Source organism: Thioclava sp. ISO4 (assembly GCF_058105145.1).
In genome coordinates, this window is record NZ_CM176571.1 from 3,621,321 (window position 1) to 3,645,941 (window position 24,621).

General features: G+C 65.7%; 20 protein-coding genes. 16 read left to right on the forward strand and 4 right to left on the reverse strand.

The annotated features are described in order from the left end of the window. Nucleotides 1-46 precede the first annotated feature (46 nt). From mreC to AC2TZ7_RS17705, 5 genes are read left to right on the forward strand one after another with little or no spacing between them, the layout of a single operon-like run. Entirely contained in the window at nt 47-1,009 is a 963-nt protein-coding gene (mreC, locus tag AC2TZ7_RS17685) for a rod shape-determining protein MreC (RefSeq protein ID WP_078520363.1), read from the forward strand. Then, complete coding sequence (locus AC2TZ7_RS17690) at nt 1,006-1,545, forward strand: rod shape-determining protein MreD (RefSeq protein ID WP_489865206.1); 540 nt, start codon at nt 1,006-1,008, stop codon at nt 1,543-1,545. The genes mreC and AC2TZ7_RS17690 overlap by 4 nt, the downstream gene beginning before the upstream one ends. Nucleotides 1,546-1,556: 11 nt before the next feature. Then, nucleotides 1,557-3,506 carry a penicillin-binding protein 2 gene (gene mrdA / locus AC2TZ7_RS17695; RefSeq protein ID WP_489865207.1) on the forward strand — a complete coding sequence of 650 codons (1,950 nt, stop codon included), beginning with the start codon at nt 1,557-1,559 and terminating at the stop codon, nt 3,504-3,506. Continuing rightward, complete coding sequence (gene rodA / locus AC2TZ7_RS17700) at nt 3,503-4,648, forward strand: rod shape-determining protein RodA (protein ID WP_098411769.1); 1,146 nt, start codon at nt 3,503-3,505, stop codon at nt 4,646-4,648. Before mrdA ends, rodA begins: the two co-directional genes overlap by 4 nt. After that, complete coding sequence (locus AC2TZ7_RS17705; protein WP_489865208.1) at nt 4,645-5,586, forward strand: 2-hydroxyacid dehydrogenase; 942 nt, start codon at nt 4,645-4,647, stop codon at nt 5,584-5,586. The genes rodA and AC2TZ7_RS17705 overlap by 4 nt, the downstream gene beginning before the upstream one ends. Nucleotides 5,587-5,649: 63 nt before the next feature. On the opposite strand, the gene hisG is transcribed toward AC2TZ7_RS17705, so the two are convergent. From hisG to hisS, 3 genes are read right to left on the reverse strand one after another with little or no spacing between them, the layout of a single operon-like run. After that, the gene (gene hisG / locus AC2TZ7_RS17710) at nt 5,650-6,363 is read right to left on the reverse strand and encodes an ATP phosphoribosyltransferase (protein WP_489865209.1); all 714 of its coding nucleotides are present in this window, start codon (nt 6,361-6,363) and stop codon (nt 5,650-5,652) included. Next, nucleotides 6,360-7,430, reverse strand: coding sequence for an ATP phosphoribosyltransferase regulatory subunit (locus AC2TZ7_RS17715; RefSeq protein ID WP_489865210.1), 1,071 nt, complete (start codon nt 7,428-7,430; stop codon nt 6,360-6,362). The genes hisG and AC2TZ7_RS17715 overlap by 4 nt, the downstream gene beginning before the upstream one ends. Then, nucleotides 7,430-8,932 carry a histidine--tRNA ligase gene (hisS, locus tag AC2TZ7_RS17720; RefSeq protein WP_489865211.1) on the reverse strand — a complete coding sequence of 501 codons (1,503 nt, stop codon included), beginning with the start codon at nt 8,930-8,932 and terminating at the stop codon, nt 7,430-7,432. The genes AC2TZ7_RS17715 and hisS overlap by 1 nt, the downstream gene beginning before the upstream one ends. A 75-nt stretch (nt 8,933-9,007) precedes the next feature. Here hisS and AC2TZ7_RS17725 point away from each other — a divergent pair, with 75 nt between their 5' ends. After that, nucleotides 9,008-9,214 (forward strand): SlyX family protein, encoded by a 207-nt coding sequence (locus AC2TZ7_RS17725; RefSeq protein ID WP_098411772.1) that lies wholly within the window; start codon nt 9,008-9,010, stop codon nt 9,212-9,214. Nucleotides 9,215-9,249: 35 nt separating this feature from the next. Then, a complete protein-coding gene (locus AC2TZ7_RS17730; RefSeq protein WP_489865212.1) occupies nt 9,250-9,639 on the forward strand; it encodes a hypothetical protein in 390 nt (129 codons plus the stop codon). 3 nt (nt 9,640-9,642) lie between these two features. Here the strand turns inward: AC2TZ7_RS17730 and dnaE are convergent, their stop codons facing one another. Further along, a complete protein-coding gene (gene dnaE / locus AC2TZ7_RS17735; RefSeq protein ID WP_489865213.1) occupies nt 9,643-13,143 on the reverse strand; it encodes a DNA polymerase III subunit alpha in 3,501 nt (1,166 codons plus the stop codon). A 245-nt stretch (nt 13,144-13,388) separates the two neighbouring features. On the opposite strand from dnaE, the gene xdhA reads away from it, so the two are divergent. The 9 genes from xdhA to AC2TZ7_RS17780 all read left to right on the forward strand — a co-directional run bounded on the left by xdhA (nt 13,389) and on the right by AC2TZ7_RS17780 (nt 24,460). Next, the gene (xdhA, locus tag AC2TZ7_RS17740) at nt 13,389-14,759 is read left to right on the forward strand and encodes a xanthine dehydrogenase small subunit (protein ID WP_489865214.1); all 1,371 of its coding nucleotides are present in this window, start codon (nt 13,389-13,391) and stop codon (nt 14,757-14,759) included. Beyond that, nucleotides 14,756-17,035 carry a xanthine dehydrogenase molybdopterin binding subunit gene (xdhB, locus tag AC2TZ7_RS17745; protein WP_489865215.1) on the forward strand — a complete coding sequence of 760 codons (2,280 nt, stop codon included), beginning with the start codon at nt 14,756-14,758 and terminating at the stop codon, nt 17,033-17,035. Before xdhA ends, xdhB begins: the two co-directional genes overlap by 4 nt. Further along, nucleotides 17,032-17,967, forward strand: coding sequence for a xanthine dehydrogenase accessory protein XdhC (gene xdhC, locus AC2TZ7_RS17750; RefSeq protein WP_489865216.1), 936 nt, complete (start codon nt 17,032-17,034; stop codon nt 17,965-17,967). The genes xdhB and xdhC overlap by 4 nt, the downstream gene beginning before the upstream one ends. Then, the gene (locus AC2TZ7_RS17755) at nt 17,964-19,478 is read left to right on the forward strand and encodes an ABC transporter ATP-binding protein (protein WP_078541953.1); all 1,515 of its coding nucleotides are present in this window, start codon (nt 17,964-17,966) and stop codon (nt 19,476-19,478) included. Before xdhC ends, AC2TZ7_RS17755 begins: the two co-directional genes overlap by 4 nt. Then, nucleotides 19,475-20,554, forward strand: a complete 1,080-nt coding sequence (locus tag AC2TZ7_RS17760; protein ID WP_489865217.1) for an ABC transporter permease — start codon at nt 19,475-19,477, stop codon at nt 20,552-20,554. The genes AC2TZ7_RS17755 and AC2TZ7_RS17760 overlap by 4 nt, the downstream gene beginning before the upstream one ends. Continuing rightward, nucleotides 20,551-20,886 carry a hypothetical protein gene (locus AC2TZ7_RS17765; protein ID WP_078604629.1) on the forward strand — a complete coding sequence of 112 codons (336 nt, stop codon included), beginning with the start codon at nt 20,551-20,553 and terminating at the stop codon, nt 20,884-20,886. The genes AC2TZ7_RS17760 and AC2TZ7_RS17765 overlap by 4 nt, the downstream gene beginning before the upstream one ends. Next, entirely contained in the window at nt 20,883-21,815 is a 933-nt protein-coding gene (locus tag AC2TZ7_RS17770; protein ID WP_489865218.1) for an ABC transporter permease, read from the forward strand. The genes AC2TZ7_RS17765 and AC2TZ7_RS17770 overlap by 4 nt, the downstream gene beginning before the upstream one ends. Before the next feature lie 55 nt (nt 21,816-21,870). Next, nucleotides 21,871-22,956 carry a BMP family ABC transporter substrate-binding protein gene (locus AC2TZ7_RS17775; RefSeq protein WP_489865219.1) on the forward strand — a complete coding sequence of 362 codons (1,086 nt, stop codon included), beginning with the start codon at nt 21,871-21,873 and terminating at the stop codon, nt 22,954-22,956. Nucleotides 22,957-23,173: 217 nt separating this feature from the next. Further along, a complete protein-coding gene (locus AC2TZ7_RS17780) occupies nt 23,174-24,460 on the forward strand; it encodes an NAD(P)/FAD-dependent oxidoreductase (protein WP_083076059.1) in 1,287 nt (428 codons plus the stop codon). Nucleotides 24,461-24,621 lie beyond the last annotated feature (161 nt).

A 24,621-nucleotide genomic window follows, 5' to 3' on the forward strand; every position in this document is an offset into this window, starting at 1 on the left:
ACCGGGATCGCACCACGCCCGGCCAGTGATCTGACCGGAGACGGAATTGGCCAGAAATCGCGACGACCAAGACTATATCGGACCGCTGCGCCGACTGGGCGTTGCGGTTCTTGTCGTCATATTGCTCGCCCTCTTCCTCGTCTGGCGCATCGACAGCCCGCGGATGGAGCGGTTCCGCTCTGCCCTCGTGGATCGCTTCGTGCCCAGCTTCGATTGGGCGATGGCCCCGGTCACGAAGCTGACCGACATGGTCGAGGGCTTCCAATCCTATTCGCGCATCTACGAGCAGAACCAGGAGTTGCGCCGCGAGCTGCAGCAGATGAAGGCGTGGAAGGAAGCCGCCGTTCAGCTGGAGCAGCAAAACGCGAAGCTTCTGGCGCAGAACAAGGTGCGGCTCGACCCGAAGCTGACCTCCGTGTCGGGGCGCGTGCTGGCCGATAGCGGCTCGCCCTTCCGCAAATCGGTGCTGCTGAATGTCGGCAAGCGCGACGGCATCGTCGATGGCTGGGCCACGATGGACGGGCTGGGCCTTGTGGGCCGGATCTCGGGCGTGGGCTCCTCGACTTCGCGGGTGCTGCTGCTGACCGACGCGTCGAGCCGCATCCCGGTCTCGATCCCGGCCTCGGGGCAGAACGCGATCCTCGCGGGCGACAACTCCCCCTACCCGTTCGTGGATTTCCTCGAACATCCCGACCGCGTGCGCCCGGGCGACCGCGTGATCTCCTCGGGCGATGGCGGGGTCTTCCCGGCGGGGCTTCTGGTCGGTCAGGTCTTCCAGGGCCGCGACAAGCGGCTGCGCGTACGCCTCGCCGCCGATTACGAGCGGCTCGATTTCCTGCGCGTGCTGCGCTCGCACCCGGCCGAGCGGATCGAGAATGCCGGCGGGCTGATCGCGCCCGACCCGAAAGTCATCGAACAGGAAGCCGCCGAGAAGGCGCGCTCGGAGGCCGCCGAGGGCGCGCTCGAACCCGATGACGGGTCGGAGGACGGCAACGGGGGCAGCCAATGATCGACCCCATCACCCGCCGCCGCGTCAGCTACCGTACGCTTTTCGTCGTGATCGGCCTCGTGCTGATCTTCGTGCGCCTGATGCCGGTCGACCATTCGCCGGGCGGCCTGCCCGGCCCCGACCTGACCTTGGCCCTGACGCTCGCCTGGGTACTGCGGCGGCCCGAATACGCCCCGGCCCTGCTGATCGTTCTGGTCTTCCTGCTTGAAGACATCATGTTCTGGCGGCCCATCGGCCTCTGGGCGCTGATCGTCCTCGGCGCGACCGAATTCCTGCGCCGCCGCGAGCAAAGCCTGCGCGATCTGCCCTTCGCGCTGGAATGGGCATTGGTCGCGGGGCTGCTGATCGCTATGGTGGCGGTGAAGCGCATCGTCCTGCTGGTCACGATGGTCGATCAGCCGAGCCTCGGGCTGGAGCTGTTCCAGATGCTGGTGACGCTGGCCGCCTATCCGGTGGTGGTGCTGGTGTCGCGGGTGGCCTTCGGGCTGCGCCGCGCGGCACCGGGCGAGGTCGACGCCTACGGACATCGAATGTGAGGGGGCCCAGAATGAGACGATCCCCGAAAGAGACCGAAGTCAGCACCCGCCGCATCACGCGACGCGGCTTGCTCTTGGGCGGCGCGCAGGCGGCGGTCGTGGCCGTTCTGGCGGCGCGGATGCGCAAGATGCAGCTCGAAGACGCCAAGCAATACCGGCTGCTGGCCGAGGGCAACTCGGTGAAAATCCGGCTGATCCCGCCAGCGCGCGGGCTGATCTTCGATCGCAACGGGGTCATGCTTGCGGGCAACGAGCAGAATTACCGTGTCACGATCACCCGCGAGGATACCGACGACGTCGATGCGACGCTGGCCGCGTTGCGCCGTCTGATCCCGATTACCGATGGCGATACGAAAGACATCCTGCACGACATCCGCCGCCGCCCGCCGACGACGCCGGTCACGGTGGCCGACCGCCTGACATGGGACGAGTTCTCGCGCGTCGCGGTGAACGGCCCCTCGCTGCCCGGTGTCAGCCCCGATGTCGGCCTGTCGCGCCTCTATCCCCGCCGCGAGGATTTCGGCCATGTGATCGGCTATGTCGGCCCGGTCTCGGATTACGATCTGAGCAAGATGGAAGACCCCGATCCGCTGCTGCTGATCCCGAAATTCCAGCTGGGCAAAACCGGGATCGAGGCCAAAGAGGAGAGCGTGCTGCGCGGCGCGGCCGGTCAGCGGCGCGTCGAGGTGAATTCCGCCGGGCGCGAGATGCGCGAGCTGTCGCGCGAACCCGGCCAGCCCGGCGAAAACCTTCAGCTGACGCTCGATTATCGTCTGCAGAACTATGCGCTGCAGCGGTTGGAAGAAGAATCCGCCGCGACCGTGGTGATGGATGTGACCAATGGCGACGTGCTCGCCTGCGCCTCCGCGCCGAGCTTCGATCCGAACCTGTTCGTGCGCGGGATTTCGGTCGCCGATTATCAGCGCCTCATGCAGGACGATCACCGCCCTCTCGCCGACAAGACCGTGCAGGGTCTCTACCCGCCGGGCTCGACCTACAAGATGGTCACCGCGCTCGCCGCGCTGGAGGCCGGGCTGGTGACGCCGGAGGAAACCATCTGGTGCCCCGGCTATGTCGAGATCGCGGGCCGCCGCTTCCACTGCTGGAAAGGCGCGGGCCATGGCCATGTGAACATGACCAAGAGCATGGAGCAGTCCTGCGACGTCTATTACTACGAGCTGTCGCAGCGCGTCGGAATCGACAAGATGAGCGACATGGCCAAGCGTCTGGGCATTGGCGTCCGGCCCGATCTGCCGATGTCGGCGGTGCAGGAGGGCGTGGCCCCCACCAAGGACTGGAAGCGGGAGCGTTACGGCAAGGACTGGCTGATCGGCGACACCGCGAACGCGGCGATCGGTCAGGGCTATGTGCTGGCCTCGCCGATGCATCTCGCGATCATGGCGGCGCGCATCGCCAGCGGCAAGAAGGTCGAGCCGCGTCTGATCCGCGCCCGTGACGGGGTCGAGCAACCGATCCGCGTCACCGACGATCTGGGCGTCGAGAAAACCTATCTCGATAGCGTGCGCAAAGGGATGACCGCGGTGGTGAACTCCTCGCGCGGCACCGCGCGCGGCTCGCGCATCGCGATGAAGGAATGGAAGATGGCGGGCAAGACCGGCACCTCCCAGGTCCGCAACATCACCAAGGCCGAGCGTGCCCGCGGCGTGATCCGCAACGAGCAGCTTCCCTGGAACCGCCGCGACCACGCGCTCTTCGTGGCCTTCGCCCCCATCGACAATCCGCGCTACGCGGTCTCGGTCGTGGTCGAGCACGGCTCTGGCGGCTCGACGGCCGCTGCCCCGATCGCGCGCGACGTGTTGCTGTTCGCGCTGGCGGGCGGCCTGCCCCCGGACGATGCCTACCCGTCCTTCGCCCGCGCGAAGGCCAAGGAGCTGAACGAAACGCTCGATCTGGTCGACCCCGACACTGTGCAGAAGCCGCAATCGAGGTCGCGCGCATGAGCTATCTCGAGAGCAATCTCAAGACCGTCCCGACGGGATGGCGCAAGATCTTCTATCTGAACTGGCCGCTGGTGATCCTGCTGACGGCGGTGGCCTGCGCGGGCTTTCTGATGCTCTACTCGGTCGCAGGCGGCAATATCCACACCTGGGCCGAACCGCAGATGAAGCGTTTCGCGCTCGGTATGATCGCGATGTTCACCGTCGCCTTCATCCCCGTCTGGTTCTGGCGCAATGTCTCGGCGCTGGCGTATTTCGTGGCGCTTCTGCTGCTGGTGGCGGTGGAGTTCTTCGGCGCGATCGGCATGGGCGCTCAGCGCTGGCTCGAGATCGGCCCGCTGCGTATCCAGCCCTCCGAGCTGATGAAGATCACCCTCGTGATGCTGCTGGCCGCCTATTACGACTGGCTGCCGGTCGAGAAGGTCTCGCGCCCGCTCTGGGTGTTCATCCCTGCCGTGATCATTCTCGCGCCGACCTTTCTCGTGCTGGCCCAGCCCGATCTGGGCACCGCCGTGATGCTGGTGCTGGGCGGGGCCTTCGTGATGTTCGCAGCCGGGGTGTCGTTTTGGTATTTCGGCACCGTGATCGCGCTGGTCGTCGGGCTCGTCTTCGGCGTGATGGAAAGCCGCGGCACGGACTATCAGCTGCTGCACGACTACCAGTACAAGCGGATCGACACTTTCCTCGATCCCGGCTCCGACCCGCTTGGTGCGGGCTACAACATCATGCAGGCGCAGATCGCGCTCGGCTCGGGCGGCTGGTCGGGGCGCGGCTTCATGCAGGGCACGCAATCGCGGCTGAACTTCCTGCCCGAGAAGCACACGGACTTCATCTTCACCACGCTCGCCGAAGAGTTCGGCTTCGTCGGCGCCTTCGGCTTGCTGATGCTTTACACCGGCATCATCGGCTTCGCGCTTTATACCGCAATGGCAACGAAGGACCGCTTCGCCTCGCTCCTCAGTTTCGGGGTGGCGGGGACGTTCTTCTTCTTCTTCGCGATCAACATGGCGATGGTGATGGGGCTGATGCCTGTCGTGGGCGTTCCCCTGCCACTGGTGAGTTACGGGGGCACCGCCATGATGATCCTACTCGCGGCCTTCGGGCTGGTGCAAAGCGCCCATATCCATAGACCGAGGCAAAGATGATCCGCGTCCTTTTCGCCGACAAGCCCGAGAACTGGGCTCGTTACGAACGCCCGCTAACCGAGGCAATCGCCGCGACCGGCGTTGAGGCCCAGATCGTCCAGCCGGGCGAGATCGACCCCGCGGAGATCGACTATGTCGTCTATTCGCCGCAGGGCCCGGTGCAGGATTTCACCGCCCTCACCGGCGCGAAGGCCGTACTGAACCTCTGGGCCGGGGTGGAGCGCGTCGTCGGCAACGAGACCCTCACCCAGCCGCTGTGTCGGATGGTGGATGCTGGGCTGGAACGCGGCATGGTCGATTACGTGACCGGCCATGTGCTGCGCTATCACCTCGGGATCGACGCGACACTGGCGCAGCAGGACGGCGTCTGGCGCCATGACGGGGGCGTGCCGCCCCTGGCGCGGGACCGCTCGGTGGTGATGCTGGGCTTGGGCGCGTTGGGCAAGGCCTGCGCCGAGGCTCTGGCAGGTCTGGGCTTCAAAGTCACCGGTTGGAGCCGCACGCAGAAGGACATCGCCGGGATCACCTGCCTGAGCGGCGAGGACGGTCTTGCGGAAGCGCTGTCGAAGGCGGAGATCCTCGTCTCGATCCTGCCCGACACGCCCGAGACTACCGGGCTTCTGAACGCGGACACGCTGGCGCAGATGCCCGAAGGCGCGCGGATCATCAATCCGGGCCGCGGCACGCTGATCGACGATGACGCGCTGTTGGCGGCGCTGGATCGCGGCCAGATCGGCCATGCGACGCTCGACGTCTTCCGCGTCGAGCCTCTGCCCCCCGAGCACCCCTATTGGGCGCATCCCCACGTGACGGTGACGCCCCATATCGCCGCCGAGAGCCGGGCAGAGACCGCCTCCGAGGTAATTGCGGAGAATATCCGGCGGGGCGAGGCGGGCGAGCCGTTCCTCTATCGCGTGGATCGCTCGCGCGGCTATTGAGCGGCGCAGGCCGGGGGTTTCACACCCCCGGACCCCCGTGGGATATTTCGACCAAGAGGAAGATCAGAGCGTTGGCGCGGGCAGTCCGAGCTGCTGCGCGAGACCCGCAATGCGGCTTTCCTGCCCCGACCAATCGGCGGCGCGCGACGCGAACAGCGTCGCCTGAGACTGGTGGATCAGCCCGTCCGAGAGGATCTTCAGGTGGTTCGCGCGCAGCGTCTCGCCGCTCGAGGTGATGTCGGCCACGGCCTCGGCAGTGAGGTTCGCGATCGTCCCCTCGGTCGCGCCCTGACTGTCGACGAGCTGCCAATCGGCCACGCCTTCGCGGGTCAGGAACTCGCGCACCAGCCGATGGTATTTCGTGGCGATCCGCAAGCGGAAGCCGTGGGTGGCGCGGAAACGGTGGGCAGCCGCGTCGAGGTCTTCGAGGCTATCCACATCCGACCAGCAGGCCGGCACCGCGATGATCAGATCGGCATGGCCGAAGCCCATCGGCGCGAGATCGGCGACCTGGCTTTCCCAATCGGCGAGCTTCTCGCGCACGAGATCGGAGCCGGTGACGCCCAGATGGATACGCCCCGCCGCCAGTTCGCGCGGGATTTCTCCGGCCGACAGCAGCACGAGCTGCACGCCCTCGGCCCCTTCGACCGCGCCGGCATATTCGCGCTCCGACCCGGTGCGTTTAAGCGTGATGCCCGCTTGCGCAAACCAGTCGAAGGTCTTCTCCATCAGACGCCCTTTGGAGGGCACACCGAGTTTGATCATGGCCTCGCTCATGCTTGCGCCTCCAGATCGGCCATCAGCCCAGCACGGATCACGCCGCCCACGGCGGGGATTTCGCGCCCCTGCCCCAGTTGCCGGGTCAGCGCGTCGTAGCGCCCGCCGGAGGCGACCGGCGGCAGCGCCGGATCGGTGGCGGTGAAGGTGAAGACGAAGCCGTCGTAATATTCCATCGTCGAGCGGCCATGGCTCGCGTCGAAGGTGATCGCGGCGAGGTCGATGCCGCGCGTGGCGAGCGCGTCGAGGCGCTTTTCGAGCCGCGCGATGGCGGGTTCGATGGCAGCGATGTTCAACGCGCGCAGGGCGGCAGGCGCCTGATCCGCAGCACAGCGCAGCTCAGCCAGCTTGCCCATCGCGGCGACCGCATCGGTCGGGATCGGCGCAGCGGCGGCATCGGCGGCGAGCGTGGCGATCCGCGCCTCCATCTCCTCGCGCGAGCGCAGCCCGATCCACGGCGCGCCGGAGCGCTGGCCCGTCAGCAGATCGGCACGGGCTTTCGGCACCTCGACCTGCCCCGAATAGCGCGCGAGCAGATGCTGGAAGCGCTTGGGACGCCAGATGTGACGGGCGAGCGCGGCTTTGCGTTCGGGCAGCGTGTCAAGCCCGTCGACGGCGGCGCGCAGCAGGCCCATATCGCCGATCGTGGCGGACAGGGTCAATTTGGCGAGAAGCCCCGCGAACAGCGCGAAAACCTCGGCATCTGCGGCTTCGGGATCGGCGCGGTCGAAGATTTCGAACCCGGCCTGAAAATATTCATTGGCGCGCGCGGCGCCGCGATGATCCTGACGGCGGAAGACCTCGCCCGCATAGGCGTAGCGCGCAGGCTCGGCGCCATTGGCCATATGCTCCTGCACGACCGGCACGGTGAAATCCGGGCGCAGCATCATCTCGCCGCGCAGCGGGTCGGCGGTGACATAGGCGCGGGCGCGGATATCCTCGCCGTAAAGGTCGAGAAGCGCCTCGGCGGGTTGCAGGATGTCGGGCGTGACCTCGACCGCCCCCGCTTTGAGGAAATGCTCCAGCAGGCGGCTTGCCTGCGCCCGCGCTTGCGCCTTGTCCGCCATCACTTGGCCTCGTAGCGTGCAAGGATTTCTTGCACTTTTGCGACCATTTCCCCGGTCGGCACCTCGAATTGCGCCGGTTGGGATTTCCATTCTTCAACCGTCGCGTCCTGCGCGATCTTTGCGCCGAGGATCAGGTCCTTGATCTGGACGACGCCACGCTCGGCCTCGTCCGAGCCTTGGATGATCGCCACGGGGCTTTCGCGTTTATCTGCGTATTTCAACTGGTTGCCGAAGTTCTTCGGGTTGCCCAGATAGACCTCGGCGCGCAGCCCTGCCCCGCGCAGCGTGGAGGCGAGCGCCATATATTCGGCCATCCGATCGCGATCCATCACGGTCACGACGACCGGGCCCTGCGCGGAGCCGCCGATGCGGCCCTTGGCGCGCAGCGCAGCGAGAAGGCGGTCGACGCCGATGGAGACGCCGGTGGCCGGAACGACCTGACCGGTGAAGCGCTTGACGAGATCGTCGTAGCGCCCGCCGCCTGCGACCGAACCGAATTGGCGCGGTCGGCCCTTGTCGTCGGTGATCTCGAAGGTCAGCTCGGCCTCGAAAACCGGGCCGGTGTAATAGCCCAAGCCCCGCACGACCGAGGGGTCGATCACGATGCGGTCGGGGCCGTAGCCCTGCGCGTCGAGAAGCGAGGCGATCTGTTCCAGTTCGTCCACGCCTTCCGCGCCGAGCGCCGAGCCTTCGACCAGTTCGCGCAGTCGCGCGACGGTGGCGGCGTTGTCTTCGCGCTTGGCCTCCATGAAGCCCATGACCGTATCGGCCTGTGCCTCGGACAGCCCCGCGCCCTTGGTGAAGTCGCCGGAGTCGTCCAGACGCCCCTCGCCCATCAGAAGGCGCACGCCCTCCTCGCCGAACTTGTCGAACTTGTCGATGGCGCGCAGGACGATGCCGCGCTCTTCCTCGAACTTGGCCGGTTCTGACGGGTCCAGAACGCCCGCGACTTCCATCACGCCGTTCAGAACCTTGCGATTATTCACCCGCACGACGTAATCGCCGCGCGGAATGCCGACCGCCTCCAGCGCGTCCGAAAGCATGCCGCAGATCTCGGCATCGGCGGCAACCGAGGGCGCGCCCACGGTATCGGCATCGCATTGATAGAACTGGCGGAACCGGCCCGGACCGGGCTTTTCGTTGCGCCAGACGGGGCCCATCGTGAAGCGACGATAGGGCGTCGGCAGGTCGTTGCGATATTGCGCAGCGACGCGGGCCAGCGGCGCCGTCATGTCGTAGCGCAGCGCCAGCCACTTGCCGTCATCTTCCTCCTGCCACGCGAAGACGCCCGCGTTCGGGCGGTCCACATCGGGGAGGTATTTGCCCAGTGCCTCGACCGTCTCGATGGCCGAGGTTTCCAGCGCCTCGAAGCCATGCGTGCGATAGACCTCTGCGATCTTCGCCAGCATATCGGCCCGCTCGGTCACCTCCGTCCCGAAATAATCGCGGAAGCCCTTCGGGGCCTCTGCCTTGGGACGGGGCTGCTTTTTCTGTTTCGCCATCGGCTTGCACCTGATCTTATCTCGCGCGAGGGTGTAGCCCAAGGGGCTGGCCCCGGCAAGCAATAGGAACGGCAGATGCAGGAACGGCTGGAACGGGCGGAAGAACAGATCGCCTATCTGACGCAAACGGTGGACGAGCTGTCCGATGTCGCGGCCGCGCAGGCCCGTCAGATCGAACGGCTGGAGCGCCATTTGGGCCTGCTGATGGAGCGCGAGGCCGAGCGCGAATATGACAGCGGCAGCACGATCCCTCTGGCCGACCAGAAACCGCCGCACTGGTAATGGATGCGGCGCTCTGGGGGCTGAACGGGGTTTTCGTGAGCGCTCAGCTGCTCATCTACTCCGCTTTGCTGATCTGGCCCCCGGGCATCGACCTTCGTTCGACGATCGACCGGTTCGAGCTGTGGCAGGGCAGCGGCATCCTCGCGATGCAGGTATTCTTCACCGTGCCGCTGATGAGCGCGCTGATCTGGCGCACGCGCGCGCATCGGCAGACCATGCTTCTGATCTCGTTGAGTTTTCTGGCGACTGCCGTGCTGGGCGCGGCGGCGTGGCTGGAGATGGGCATGATCTCGGGCGCGGTACGCGATGCGGTGAACGAGCGCGACCTGTTGCGCGGCTTGGCACTACTGCGCTGGGGCGAGTTCGCCACCGCCCTCGCCGCCGCGATCGCGCTGCGGCTGGCATGGGTGGCGCGCAGCCTGTGAGGCTCAGACCTCTTCGACCTCACTCACCCCGCGCAAGGAGCGCAGCGCGCCTTTCACCTGAGCATTGACCGGCGCCTCGCGCATCGCGGTGATCTGGTAGCGGCAGCCGCGCTCGGTGTCGTAGACCATGAAGCTGATCGGACCGCGCGAATGCACCTTCCCTTCGCGGGCGACGCGCTCGACGAGGCTCGCGACCGAGGCGACCGCATCATTGTTGTCGATATGCACCAGAAGCCCGGACGAACCCGCATCGGCCGTCGCCTTCTCTACGGTTTGGGCGGAGGTGGCGACCATACGCACCGACTCGCCGTCCACCTCGACCTTCACGGTCAGCACCAGAAGATTGCCGGTCTCGAGCACGTCGCGACAGGCTTCCAGCGCTTCCGACCAGAAGGCGACCTCATAAGGCCCCGACGCGTCCGAGAGTGCCACGAAGGCGAAGCGGTTGCCCTTGGCGGATTTCTTCTCGCGCACCGAGGCGACCTCGCCCGCGATCTTGGTCACGAAAGGACCGCCCACGGCCTTTTGCTGCACCTCTTCCCAGCTCAGCACCTTCTTGCGCTTGAGCGCGGGCAGGTAATCCTCGATCGGGTGGCCCGAGAGGTAGAAGCCGATGGCCTTGTGTTCTTCGGCCAGACGCTCGCCCGGCAGCCAGTCGTCGGTATCGGCCAGACGCGGCGGCGGCAGATCGTCGCCCGCCTCGCCGAACAGCGATACCTGCGCCGACTCGCGCGCCTCGATCACCGCGCCCGACCACGCCATCAGCGATTCAAGCGACTCGAAGACGCGCTTGCGGTTCGGATCCAGAAGATCGAAGGCCCCGGCCCGCGCCAGCATTTCCAGCGGGCGCTTGCCCACGCGTTTCATGTCGACGCGCCGCGCGAAATCAAAGAGGTCCTTGAACGGCTCGTCGCCGCGCGCGGTCACGATCATCTGCATCGCGTCCACGCCCACATTCTTCAGCGCGCCCAGCGCATAGACCAGCTTCTGATCGACCACGTCGAAGGTCGAAAGCGAGCGGTTCACGCAGGGCGGAATGATCTCGATCCCGAGCTTCTTCTGCACCTCGTCGGCATAGATCGCGAGCTTGTCGGTCAGATGAATATCGCAATTCATCACGCCGCCCATGAACTCGACCGCGTGGTTCGCCTTCAGCCAGCCGGTGTAATAGGACACCACCGCATAGGCCGCCGCGTGGGATTTGTTGAAGCCGTAGTTCGCGAATTTCTCCAGAAGGTCGAACACCTCGGAGGCCTTCTTCTTGTCGACCCCGTTCTTGGCCGCGCCCGCCTCGAATTTCGGGCGCTCGGCGTCCATCGCCTCCTTGATCTTCTTACCCATCGCGCGGCGGAGAAGGTCTGCGCCGCCAAGCGAGTAGCCCCCCATGACCTGCGCGATCTGCATCACCTGCTCCTGATAGACGATGATGCCCTGTGTCTCTTCGAGGATATGGTCGATGGTCGGGTGGACCGAGGTGATCTTCTTGAGCCCGTTCTTCACCTCGCAATAGGTCGGGATGTTCTCCATGGGCCCCGGACGATAGAGCGCCACCAGTGCCACGATATCCTCGATACAGGTGGGCTTCATCTGGCGCAGCGCCGATTTCATGCCCTCCGATTCCACCTGGAACACCGCGACCGTCTTCGCATCGGCGTAGAGCTTGTAGGTCTTCTCGTCATCCAGCGGGATCGCGTTGATATGGTTCTCCGCGCCCTCGGCAGGCTCGTAAAGCTGGTTGCCTGCGGCATCGACATGCAGCGGACGGCCGGATTTGAAAATCAGTTCCATCGCCGAGCGGATCACCGTCAGCGTCTTCAGGCCGAGGAAGTCGAACTTCACCAGACCCGCCTGCTCGACCCATTTCATGTTGAACTGGGTCGCGGGCATGTCCGAGCGCGGATCCTGATAGAGCGGCACCAGCTCGTCGATCGGACGGTCCCCGATCACGACGCCTGCCGCGTGGGTCGAGGCGTTGCGCAGCAGCCCTTCGATGGCTTTCGCGTAATCTAGAAGCCGCGCCACGACCTCTTCGTTGCGGGCCGCTTCGCGCAGGCGCGGCTCGTCGGCCAGCGCCTTCTCGATGCTGACGGGCTTCACACCTTCGACCGGGATCAGCTTCGACAGCTTGTCGACCTGCCCGTAGGACATCTGAAGCACGCGCCCCACGTCGCGCACGGCGGCCTTGGACAGAAGCGCACCGAAGGTGATGATCTGGCCCACCTTCTCGCGCCCGTATTTGTTCTGAACGTATTGGATCACCTCCTCGCGGCGATCCATGCAGAAGTCGATGTCGAAGTCCGGCATCGAGACACGTTCGGGGTTGAGGAAGCGTTCGAACAGCAGCGAATAGCGCAGCGGATCAAGGTCGGTGATGGTCAGCGCGTAAGCCACGAGCGAGCCCGCGCCCGAGCCCCGCCCCGGCCCGACCGGAATGTCGTGATCCTTGGCCCATTTGATGAAGTCGGCAACGATCAGGAAGTAGCCCGGGAACCCCATCTGCTCGATGATGTCGAGCTCGAATTGCAGGCGTTTCTCGTAATCCTCGACCGGTGCTGCATGCGGGATCACGTCAAGGCGGTTGCGCAACCCGTCCCAGGCCTGACGCCGCAGTTCCACCACCTCGTCATCTGCGAATTTCGGAAGGATCGGCGCGCGCTTATAGGTCGAGAAGGCGCAGCGTTTCGCGATCTCGACGGTGTTCTCCACCGCTTCGGGCAGATCGGCGAAAAGCGCGACCATCTCGCCTTCGGATTTGAAATAGTGCTGCGGGGTCAGACGCCGGCGCGGTTCGATCTGGTCGACGTAGGCGCCTTCCGCGATACAGATCATCGCGTCATGGGCCTCATAGATCGCGGGCTTCGGGAAGTAGACGTCGTTCGTGGCGACCAGCGGCAGGCCCAGCTCATAGGCCCATTCGACGAAGGGCCGCTCGGTCGCGATCTCGGCCTCGGTCAGCGTGCCGCCCTCGCCCGGGTGGCGCTGCAACTCGACATAGAGGCGGTTCGGGTATATCCTGGCCAGCTGTTGCAGCAGCGCCTTGGCGCGGTCCTTCGCGCCGTTCCGGATCAGCCGCCCGACGGGACCGTCGGGACCGCCCGAAAGACAGATCAGCCCTTCGGAATACCGCTCCAGCTCTTCCAGCGTGACCTGAATCAGCGCCCCGTGCTTGTCGAGATAGAGGCACGAGTTCAGCTTCATCAGGTTCTCGTAGCCGCGCTCGGTCTGGGCCAGCAGAACGATCGGCGCGGGCAGGCGCGGACGCTCGCCCGGCTTGGCCGGATCGAATTCCAGCGAGACCTGACAGCCGACGATCGGCTGCAGCCCCGCCCCCGTCGCGGTCACGGAAAACTCGAGCGCCGCGAACATGTTGTTCGTGTCGGTCACGGCGACGGCGGGCATCTTCGCCGACTCGCACATCTTCACGAGTTTCTTGGCGGGCACAGCGCCTTCGAGCAGCGAATACTCGGTATGGACGCGCAGATGAATGAATCGGGGGCTGGTCATGCCACCAGATTTAGCGGGTAGCAGCGCCCCGCGCCAGCCTCTCGCCGCGTCCTCCCGACGCTTCGCGCTCGACCACACGGCGCAGCTTGGCGCCCAATTCTTGATCACCGGATCAAGTTTCGGGCAACGCACCGCCGCGAATCCCTTGCCAAAGCCTGTCTGCATCGGCTTTGCTGGGCCGGTCCCGTTCTACGCCGCATCGAGGGGGACCGCAGGGACGACTGGTAAGGCGGCGGATTTTTCGTATGGAGATCACGTTTCTTCTCAATGGAGAAACCCGGACGGTGGCACTTACCGATCCGACGCAATCTGTGCTCGACTGGCTGCGCGCCGAGGGGCTGACCGGCACCAAGGAGGGCTGCAACGAGGGCGATTGCGGGGCCTGCTCGGTCATCGTGACCGATGCGGAGGGCGCCAAACCGCTCAACGCCTGCCTGATGATGATGCCCCATCTGCACGGTCGCGCGCTGCGCACCGTCGAGGGCGTCGCCGGGCCGAAGGGCGAGCTGCACCCGGTCCAGCAGGCGATGGTCGATCATCACGGCTCGCAATGCGGCTTCTGCACGCCCGGTTTCATCGCCACCATGGCGGCGGGGCATCTCAATGGGCGCCGCGATCACGACGATCTGCTGGCGGGCAACCTTTGCCGCTGCACCGGCTACGCGCCGATCATCCGCGCCGCCGAGGCCGCGCAGGACGAGGCCGTGCCCGCATGGATGAACGACACGGTTCCTGATCTCGCAGATGTCGCGCCTATGGCCGATCACGTCTTCCTGCCGGGCAGCGCGGACGCGCTGGCGGCGTGGTATCTCGCCCATCCCGACGCCACGCTGATCGCGGGCGCGACCGATGTCGGTCTCTGGGTCACGAAACAGCTGCGCGAGTTGAAAGAGGTCGCCTTCCTCAACAACTGCACGGACCTGCAGAGTATCGAGGAAACCGACGACCGCTACATCGTCGGCGCGGGCGTCACCTTGGCCGCGTTGCGCGAGGCGATCCGCGACACGCTCCCGAGCTTTGCCGAATTGCTCCGCCGTTTCGCCTCCGAACAGGTGCGTCAGGCGGCGACCCTCGGCGGCAATATCGCGAACGGCTCGCCCATCGGCGACAGCCCGCCCGTGCTGATCGCGATGGGCGCGGAGCTGACGCTGCGCAAGGGAGAGGCGCGCCGCACGATCCCGCTGGAGAGCTTCTTCCTCGATTACGGCAAACAGGACCGCGCGCCCGGCGAATTCGTCGAAAGCGTCAGCTTCCCGAAATCCGCGCCCGATCTGGCTTGTTACAAACTGTCGAAACGCTTCGATCAGGACATTTCCGCCGTCTGTGGCGCGCTAAATATCCCGCGCGACGGCGACAAGATCGGCGCTCCGCGCATCGCCTTCGGCGGCATGGCGGGTATCCCGAAACGCGCCGCGGCACTGGAGGGCGCGCTGAAAGGTCAGCCCTTCACCGAAAAGGCGATCACGGCCGCGCTGCCGGCATTGGAGCACGACTTCACGCCGCTCACCGACATGCGCGCTTCGGACGCCTACCGGATGGAGGCGGCCAAGGCGATGCTGATCCGATACGTCCGCAATGCCCAAGGCGCCCTCTCCATTCTGGAGGTGCAACCATGAGCGTCGGCACGAAGAAACCCCACGATTCCGCGCAGCTGCACGTCACCGGCGCGGCGCGCTACGTCGATGACATCCCCTGCCCCGGCAACACGTTGCATCTGGCTTTCGGCCTCTCGACCGAGGCCCATGCCGAGATCAAAGCGCTCGATCTGAGCGCGGTGCGCGCAGCGCCCGGTGTCGTCGCGGTGCTCACCGCCGAGGAGATGCCGTTCGCCAACAATGCCTCGCCCGCGCCCGAGCCCGAACCGGTTCTGGCCGAAGGTCTCGTGCATTTCGTCGGCCAGCCGATCTTCGTGGTCGCAGCAACCAGCCATCTTGCCGCGCGCAAGGCGGCGCGGCTGGCGAAGGTCGATTACACGCCCCGCCCCGCGATCCTGACGGTCGATGAGGCGCTCAGCGCGAACAGCCATTTCGAAGGCGGCCCGGTCACCTGGGCGCGCGGCGATACCGGCGAAGGCTTCGCGCAGGCCGAGCATATCGTCGAAGGCAGTTTCGACATGGGCGGGCAGGAGCATTTCTACCTCGAAGGTCAGGCAGCCCTCGCGCTGCCCGACGATCAGGGGATGGTGATCCGATGCTCCTCGCAGCACCCTTCCGAGGTCCAGCACAAGGTGGCCGATGCGTTGGGCTGCGCGATGCATGACGTCCGCGTCGAGATGCGCCGGATGGGCGGCGGCTTCGGCGGCAAGGAGAGCCAGGGCAACGCGCTCGCCATCGCCTGCGCCGTGGTCGCGCGTGCCACCGGGCGGCCCTGCAAGATGCGCTATGACCGCGACGACGACATGGTCATCACCGGCAAGCGCCATGATTTCCGGATCAAATACCGCCTCGGCGCGGATGCCGAGGGTAAGATCGTCGCGGCCGAGTTCACCCATCTCGCCCGCTGCGGCTGGTCGCCCGACCTGAGCCTGCCGGTCTGCGACCGCGCGATGCTGCATACCGACAGCTCTTACTACCTGCCGAATGTGAAGATCGAGAGCCACCGGCTGCGCACCAATACCCAAAGCGCGACGGCCTTCCGGGGTTTCGGCGGGCCGCAGGGCATGATCGGCACGGAAGCGGCGCTCGATCACCTCGCCCATGTGATGGGGCTCGACCCGCTCGATCTGCGCAAGCGCAACTACTACGACCCCGAGGGCGGGCAGAGCACGCATTACGGTCAGCCGGTCGAGGATTTCATCCTGCCCGAGATCACCGAGCGATTGGAGCAATCCGCCGAGTTCGCGGCCCGCAAGGCCCGCGTGGCCGAGTGGAACGCCGCCAATACGACCCTTAAGCGCGGCATCTCGCTGACGCCGGTGAAGTTCGGCATCTCCTTCACGCTGACCCAGCTGAACCAGGCGGGAGCGCTGGTGCATGTCTATGCCGACGGCTCGATCCAGCTGAACCACGGCGGGACCGAGATGGGTCAGGGCCTGCACCGCAAGGTCTGTCAGGTCGCGGCCTCGGTCTTCGGCGTGACGGATGAGGATGTGCGCATCACCGCGACGGCCACCGACAAGGTGCCCAATACATCCGCCACGGCGGCCTCCTCCGGGGCCGATTTGAACGGCATGGCGGTGAAGGCCGCCTGCGAGACAATCAAGGCGCGGCTGGCGGATTTCATGGCCGAAAGCGCGGGCGCGGCGGTGGAAGACGTGACGTTTGCCGATGGCGAGGTGCGCGCGGGCGATCACGCCCTGCCCTTCGCGAAACTTGTGAAGCTCGCCTATGAGGCGCGGGTGTCGCTCTCCTCGACCGGCTTCTATGCCACGCCGAAAATCAGCTGGGACCGGATCAAGGGTCAGGGCCGCCCGTTCTTCTACTTCGCCTATGGCGCGGCAGTGACCGAGGTGGTGATCGACACGCTGACCGGAGAGAACCGCATCCTGCGCACCGACATCCTGCATGATGCAGGCACTTCGCTGAACCCGGTCATCGACATCGGGCAGATCGAGGGCGGCTACGTGCAGGGCGCGGGCTGGCTGACGACCGAGGAACTGGTCTGGGACGACAAGGGGCGTCTGCGCACCCATGCGCCTTCGACCTACAAGATCCCCGCCTGCTCGGACCGCCCGCGCGTCTTCAACGTCGCGCTCTGGGACGAGCCGAACCGGGAGGACACGATCTATCGCTCCAAGGCGGTGGGCGAGCCGCCTTTCATGCTGGCGATTTCGGCCTTCCTTGCGCTGCAGGACGCGTGCAAATCTTGCGGCCCCCACTGGCCCGATCTGCAAGCGCCCGCCACGCCCGAGGCGGTTCTGGCTGCCGTGCACCGGGCAAGGGGGAACGCATGAGCCTCGATCCCGCAGCCCTCGCCCGCGCGGCAGACCGCGGACCGTTCACCCGCGTCGTGGTCGCGCGGGCCCAAGGCTCCACCCCGCGCGAAGACGGGGCGGAGATGCTGGTCTGGGCGGATCATGTCGAGGGCACGATCGGCGGCGGCGCGCTGGAATTCTCCGCCATAGCGAAGGCGCGGGGCGGGCTGACGGGGATCGAGAAAATCCCGCTGGGCCCGGCGATGAACCAGTGCTGCGGCGGGGCCGTGGTGCTGGGCTACGAGCGGATGGACCGGACCACCGTCGCGCAGATCACGGGCGACTGGCACGCACGCCCTCTGACCCCGGGCACGCCCGAGCCGCTCGCCGTCACCCGCGCGCTGGCCCGCGCCCGCGATCGCGGCGAGACACCGCCGCTTCTGGTCGACACCTGGCTGATCGAACGCGTCGCGCCGCCGCCCAGCCCGATCTGGATCTGGGGCGCAGGCCATGTCGGGCGCGCGCTGCTCGGGGCGCTGAGCCCCCTGCCCGGCCTCGCCCTATCCTGGGCCGATAGCGGGGCGGAGCGGTTTCCCGACGCAATCCCCGAAGGCGTCACGCCACTGATCGCCGAGAACCCGGCCGATCTGGTCACCCTCGCGCCCACCGATGCCCGCCACTTCGTGCTGACCTATTCACATTCTCTCGATCTGGAGCTTTGCCACCGGCTACTCGCCCATGGTTTCGGCGGGCTCGGCCTGATCGGGTCGGACAGCAAATGGGTCCGCTTCCGCAAGCGCCTCGCCGCGCTTGGTCATTCGGATGCACAAATTTCGCGCATTGCCTGCCCGATAGGCGATCCGACCTTGGGGAAGCATCCTCAAGCCATTGCCCTTGGGGTAGCGACCGGGCTAGTGAAAGAGCTGAATGCCGCGGGGGCGGCAACGGGGAAAGGGAAACGCGCCGGGTGACGGAGCTGCTCAAGATCGACGGGCTGACAAAAGCCTATCCTGGGGTCGTGGCCAATGACGGCGTCGGCTTCTCGGTGCGTCCGGGCGAGGTCCACGCCCTGCTGGGCGAAAACGGCGCCGGCAAGTCGACGCTGGTGAAAATGATCTACGGGCTGGTGAAGCCCGATTCCGGCACGATGCATTTCGCGGGCCAATCCTTCGCGCCCGCCGATCCGCGCGCCGCACGCGCGGCAGGCGTCGCGATGGTGTTCCAGCATTTCTCGCTTTTCGAGGCGCTCAACGTCGCCGAGAACGTGGCGCTTGGCATGGAAAACCCGCCGCCGATGCGCCAGCTTGCCAAGCGTATCCGCGAGATTTCCACCGCTTATGGTCTGCCGCTGGACCCCGCGCGACTGGTGGGCGACCTCTCCGCGGGCGAGCGTCAGCGCGTCGAGATCGTGCGCTGCCTGCTGCAGGACCCGAAACTTCTGATCATGGACGAGCCGACCTCGGTTCTGACGCCGCAGGAGGTGGAAATCCTGTTCCACACCCTGCGCAAGCTCTCCGCCGAGGGCACTGCGATCCTTTATATCAGCCACAAGCTCGAAGAGATCCGCACGCTTTGCGAAGGCGCGACGATCCTGCGCGCGGGCAAGGTGGTGGCGAGCTGCAACCCGCGCGAGAAGACCGCGCGAGAGCTGGCTGAACTGATGGTCGGCGCGGAGCTGAAGGTGACCGACCGGGCCGAGCGCAAGCTGGGCGACGTGGTACTGAAAGTCTCGGGCCTCTCGCTCGCACCGCTGTCGCAGTTCGGCCCCTCGCTGAAGGATCTGAGCCTGGAGCTGCGCGCGGGCGAGGTGCTGGGCATCGGCGGCGTCGCGGGCAATGGTCAGGAAGAATTGCTGGCGACCCTGTCGGGCGAGCGCCCCTCCGCCCCCGGCACGGTCAGCCTGATGGGCGAAGATATCTCGGGGCTCGGGCCGAACGGCCGCCGCGCGAAGGGGCTGCTGGCCGCGCCCGAGGAACGGCTGGGCCATGCCGCCGTCCCCGCGATGAGCCTGACCGAGAACGCGATCCTCACCGGCACGATGCGCAAACCGCTGACCCGCAACGGCTTCGTCGATCAGGGCGCGGCGAAGACTTTCGCCGATGAGATCATTCAGGCCTTCGACGTGCGCACGCCGGGTTCGCATGTCGCGGCCCGCGCGCTCTCGGGCGGGAACCTGCAGAAATACGTGATCGGCCGCGAGGTGCTGCAAAACCCCGCCGTGCTGGTGGTGAACCAGCCGACATGGGGCGTCGATGCCGCCGCCGCCGCGTCGATCCGGCAGGCGCTCCTCGATCTCGCCGCGAAAGGCGCTGCGGTGATCGCGATCAGCCAGGACCTCGATGAGCTTATGGAAATCTCCGACCGCTTCTCGGCGCTGAACGAAGGCCGCCTGAGCGCCTCGCGCCCGACCCAAGGGCTGACGATCGAAGAGATCGGCATGATGCTGGGCGGTGCGCACGGGATGCAGGAGGCCGCGGTATGATCACCCTCGTCCGGCGCCCCACCCCTTCGCAATTCTGGTCCTACGCGACCCCGCTCCTCGCCGTGGTCGCCACCATGATAGCGGGCGGAATCCTGTTCGCGATACTGGGCAAACACCCGGTCGAGGCGATCCGCGTGATCTTCTGGGACCCGCTCTTCGGCGGCAATGCCAGCTATTTCCGCGGCCAGCTTCTGGTGAAGGCCGGGCCGCTGATCCTGATCGCCTGCGGGCTCGCCGTGGGCTTTCGCGCAGGCATCTGGAATATCGGGGCCGAAGGGCAATACATCATGGGCGCGCTGTTCTCGGCATGGCTGGCGCTGAAGATGTACCCGGCTGAGAGCCACTGGCTGTTCCCGGCGATGATCGTGCTGGGCGCGCTTGGCGGGTTTCTCTGGGCGATGATCCCGGCGGTGCTGAAGGTTCTGTTCGGCACCTCGGAAATTCTCGTCTCGCTGATGCTGGTCTACGTGGCCGAGAACCTGCTGGCCTATATGGCCTTCGGGCCGCTCAAGAACCCCGAAGGCTTCGGCTTTCCCGGCTCGCGCAACCTGCAAGACTACCCCTCGGCCTTCAATCACGAGCTGATCGAAGGCACGGGGATGCATTGGGGCGTCGTCGCGGCGTTGATCGCGGTGATCTTCACCTATGGGCTGATGCACCGCCATATCACCGGTTTCCGCGTCCGTGTCGCGGGCGAGGCACCGCGGGCTGCGCGCTTCGCAGGCGTGATCCCGGCGCGGCTGGTGATGCTCGGGCTTGGCATGGGCGGCGCGTTCGCAGGGCTTGCGGGCATGTTCGAGGTCTCGGGCCCCTCGGGCCAAATCACCGACAGTTTCAACGTGGGCTACGGCTTCACCGCGATCATCGTGGCCTTCCTCGGCCGTCTGCATCCGATCGGCATTCTGCTGGCGGGGCTCCTGATGGCGCTGACCTATATCGGCGGCGACATGGCGCAGCTGATGCTGGGCCTGCCCTCGGCGGCGATCCAGGTCTTCCAGGGGATGCTTCTGTTCTTCCTGCTGGCCTTCGACGTGCTGACCAATTTCCGCATCCGTTTCGGGAGGGTCGCGGCATGATGCGCAAACTCCCCTCGCTGCGCCTGTTGATCATCTTCCTTGGCGGCGTCGTCATGGGGCTTGGCCTGTACTATCTGCTTGCGGTGGCGCAGGCGTTCTGGGCCTTCGTCGTGATCGGCGTGGTGATGATGGTTGTGTTCGAGCTGGCGCTGGGAGCCTCGCGGGCGGTGATCTACCGCATCGGCGCGCGGCCCGACAGCGAAGAGCCCCGCCGCCCCACCCTGCATGGACGCGAGCGTTACGCCTCTGTGGCCGGACTCGTCGTCGGCCTCGTCGGCGGCTATCTGGCCTGGGGGCCGGTTCTGTTCTGGGGACATGGAGGCGCACTATGATCGTGGGCGGCATCGATATCATCACCCTGACGGCGACGCTGATGGGCGCATCGACCCCGGTCCTGCTGGCCGCGACCGGCGAACTGGTCGCCGAAAAATCGGGCGTGCTCAACCTCGGCGTCGAGGGGATGATGATCATGGGCGCGGTTGCAGGCTTCGCCGCCGCCGTCGCCACCGGCAGCCCGGTTCTGGGCTTCCTGATGGGCGCGATCGCCGGTGCCTTGCTGGCGACGCTCTTTGCCTTCCTGACTCAGAAGCTGCTCTCGAACCAGGTCGCGACGGGCCTTGCGCTGACGCTGTTCGGGCTGGGCCTGAGCGCGCTGATCGGCAAGGGCTACGAGGGCGTGCGCCCCCCGCCGACCGCCAAGATCGATTTCGGACCGCTCTCGGATATTCCGTTGCTGGGCCGCATCCTGTTCTCGCATGACTGGATCGTCTATCTCTCGCTGATCCTCGTCGCGGTGGTCTGGTATGTGCTGCGCTCCACCCGCGCCGGCCTGATCCTGCGCGCGGTGGGCGAGAGCCATGACGCCGCCCACGCGCTGGGATACCGCGTCGTCGCCGTGCGCTTCGCCGCGCTGGCCTTCGGTGGGGCGCTGGCCGGTCTGGGTGGCGCCTATCTCAGCCTCGTGCGCGTGCCGCAATGGACCGAAGGCATGACCGCAGGCGCGGGCTGGATCGCTCTGGCCATCGTGGTCTTCGCAAGCTGGCGCCCGTGGCGGGTGCTGCTGGGCGCTTATCTCTTCGGCGGCATCACCGCGCTGCAGCTGCAATTGCAGGCCGCAGGCTACGCGATCCCGGTGCATATCCTCTCGATGGCCCCCTACGTCATCACCATCGTGGTGCTGGTCATCCTGTCCGCCATTCACCGCCACGGCGTGCAGGCCGCGCCTGCCAGCCTCGGCAAATCTTTCCACGCCTCGAGCTGAGGCATCTCTCGAAGGGCCCCATCAAGAGGCCCGCCACCCAACTTGGAGTAACGCGATGAACCGCAGATCCTTTTTGAAAACCACCGCCGCCACGGCCGTCGTCGCGGGCGTCGGCGTCCCGGCTTTCGCCGCTGACGAGCCGCTGAAAATCGGCTTCATCTATGTCGGCCCTGTCGGCGACATGGGCTGGTCCTACCAGCACGACCAAGGTCGTCAGGCGATCGAAGAGAAATACGGCGACAAGGTGAAGACCTCGTTCATCGAGAACGTGCCGGAAGGCCCCGATGCCGAGCGCGCGCTGACCCAGCTGGCGCTGGACGGCAACAAGCTGATCTTCGCGACCTCCTTCGGCTACATGGACGCGGTGATGAACGTCGCCAAGAAATTCCCCGACGTGAAATTCGAGCACGCCACCGGCTACAAGCTCGCCGACAACGTCGCCACCTACGACGCGAAATTCTATCAGGGTCGCGCCATTCAGGGCACGATCGGCGGTCGTATGACCAAGACCAACAAGATCGGCTATATCGGCTCTTTCCCGATCCCCGAGGTCTATCAGGGCATCAACGCCGCCTATCTGGCCGCGAAGAAGGTGAACCCGGATATCGAGATGAAAGTGGTCTGGGCCTACACCTGGTTCGATCCGGCGAAAGAGGCCGACGCGGCCGCAGCCCTGATCGCCGATGGTGTGGACGTGCTGCTGCAGCACACCGACTCGACCGCGCCGCAGGCGAAAGCTCAGGAAGCCGGCAACGTCATCACCTTCGGTCAGGCCTCGGATATGTCGAGCTTCGCGCCGATGCCGCGCGTCGCGTCGACCATCGACAACTGGGCGCCCTATTACATCGAGCGCGTCGGTGCGATCATGGACGGCTCGTGGAAGTCGGAAGCCACCTGGGGCGGCATCGACAGCGGCATGGTGGAGATCGGCGAGATTTCCTCGGCCGTGCCGGACGACGTCAAGAAAGAGGCGCTGCAGCTCAAGGACGATATCGGCTCGGGCAAGGTCCATCCCTTCACCGGCCCGCTCAACAAGCAGGACGGCACGGCCTTCCTCGCCGATGGCGAAATGGCGACCGACGATCAGCTTCACTCGATGACCTTCTACGTCGAGGGGATCACGGCAGAACCGCCGAAGTAAGTCAGCCATACTGATACGAATGGGAAAGGGTCGGCCGCGCGCCGGCCCTTTTTCGTTGTTTCGCAAAGGTCTTTTCGCTTCACGTTAGCGTTAGACTTGTTCCACAGGCTGATTCGTCGCAGGATTTGAAAGGCGGGTCTTCTTGACACATTCAAACAATTGCATCTATCGAATGAGACATGACAAGTTGATGACCGGGTAACGGGGAGGAACGAAAATGGCACATATCGTGGTGCTCGGCGCAGGTCTTGGCGGCGCAATCATGGCTTATGAATTGCGCGATCAGGTCCGTAAGGAAGACGAAATCACCGTCATTACCAAGGACCCGAAGTACCACTTCGTGCCCTCCAACCCTTGGGTCGCCGTCGGCTGGCGCGACCGCAAGGACATCACCGTCGATCTCGAACCGACGATGAAGAAGAAGAACATCAAGTTCATCCCGGTCGCGGCAAAGCGCCTGCACCCCGATGACAACAAGGTCGAGCTCGAGGATGGCCAAGAGGTCTCCTACGATTACATCGTGCTCGCCACCGGCCCGGAACTGGCCTTCGACGAGATCGAAGGGCTCGGTCCCGACGGCTTCACCCACTCGGTCTGCCATGTCGATCACGCCGAGGATGCCGGCACCGCCTTCAAGCGCTTCTGCGAAGACCCCGGCCCGATCATCGTGGGCGCGGTGCAAGGCGCGTCGTGCTTCGGCCCGGCCTATGAATTCGCTTTCATCCTCGACACCGCGCTGCGCCGGGCGAAGATCCGCGATCAGGTTCCGATCACCTTCGTGACCTCCGAGCCTTACGTCGGCCATCTCGGCCTCGACGGCGTCGGCGACACCAAGGGTCTTCTCGAAGGCGCGATGCGCGAGAAGCACATGAAGTGGATGACTTCGTCGCGCGTGAAGAAGGTCGAAGACGGCGTGATGCATGTCGAAGAGATCGCCGATGACGGCTCCGTCAAGGCGACCCATGAGATGCCGTTCAAATACTCGATGATGCTGCCGCCCTTCCGTGGCATCCCGGCGGTGATGGGACTGGAAGGTCTCGTGAACCCGCGCGGCTTCGTCATCGTCGACAAGCACCAGCGCAACCCGAAATACCCGAATGTCTTCGGGATCGGCGTCGGGATCGCGATCCCACCCATGGGCCCGACCCCGGTGCCCTGCGGCGTGCCGAAGACCGGCTTCATGATCGAGTCGATGGTCACCGCCACCGCGCATAACCTCGGCAATATCGTGCGTGGTCAGGAGCCCGACGAGACCGGCACCTGGAACGCGATCTGTCTGGCCGATTTCGGCGACAGCGGCATCGCCTTCGTGGCCCAACCGCAGCTTCCGCCGCGCAACGTCAACTGGTCGAGCCAGGGCAAATGGGTCCACCTCGCCAAGATCGGTTTCGAGAAATACTTCATGCGCAAACTGCGCAAGGGCACCTCGGAGCCGTTCTACGAGAAGACCGCGATGAAGATGCTCGGCATCGACAAGCTGAAAGCGGTCAAGAAGACCCACTGAGCCGGACCGGCACAGGTTTTTCTTCCCAAATCACGGGGCGGGCCTGCGGGTCCGCCCCGTGCTGATTCCTGCCGATGGTCATGAGGGCGCCGGAACACACGGGTCTGTGAGACGTTTGAACCCCCGACACGCGGCCAGATGCCGCATGAAAGGGAGACGAC